This is a genomic window from Photorhabdus tasmaniensis, assembly GCF_011189505.1.
Classification (GTDB): Bacteria; Pseudomonadota; Gammaproteobacteria; order Enterobacterales; family Enterobacteriaceae; genus Photorhabdus; species Photorhabdus tasmaniensis.
Window position 1 is genome coordinate 1 of record NZ_PUJU01000246.1, and the last position, 305, is coordinate 305.

Genomic DNA, 305 nt, shown 5'->3' on the forward strand with positions numbered 1-305 from the left:
CCAGGCGGCCAGATGCTGGCGTAAGGTGGCGAAGCGGGCCGGGATGGCGTCGGGTTGACTGTGGGCTTCCGTTACTGAGGGGCGTTTTTTTCTGTCTGGCGAGGCGAGCGTTGTTGCCGGGCTGGTCGGGATAGCGTGTTGCTGCTGCAACCAGTCGAACCATAGGCGCAAGGCCCGCAGGCGTCGGCGCTGACTGTCAGGCGGGTAGGGCTGGCCGCTGGCTTTGCGGTATTGGGTGAGATACTGCTGCCAGTTTGCCAGTAACGGCTCAGTCACCTGAGCGGCGGATATTACGCCCTGTTCCT

The 305-nt window shown here is 63.3% G+C and carries 1 pseudogene; it reads right to left on the minus strand.

From position 1 onward, the window contains the following. Nucleotides 1–305, minus strand: a pseudogene (locus C5471_RS24105) (site-specific tyrosine recombinase XerC); the annotation flags it as partial.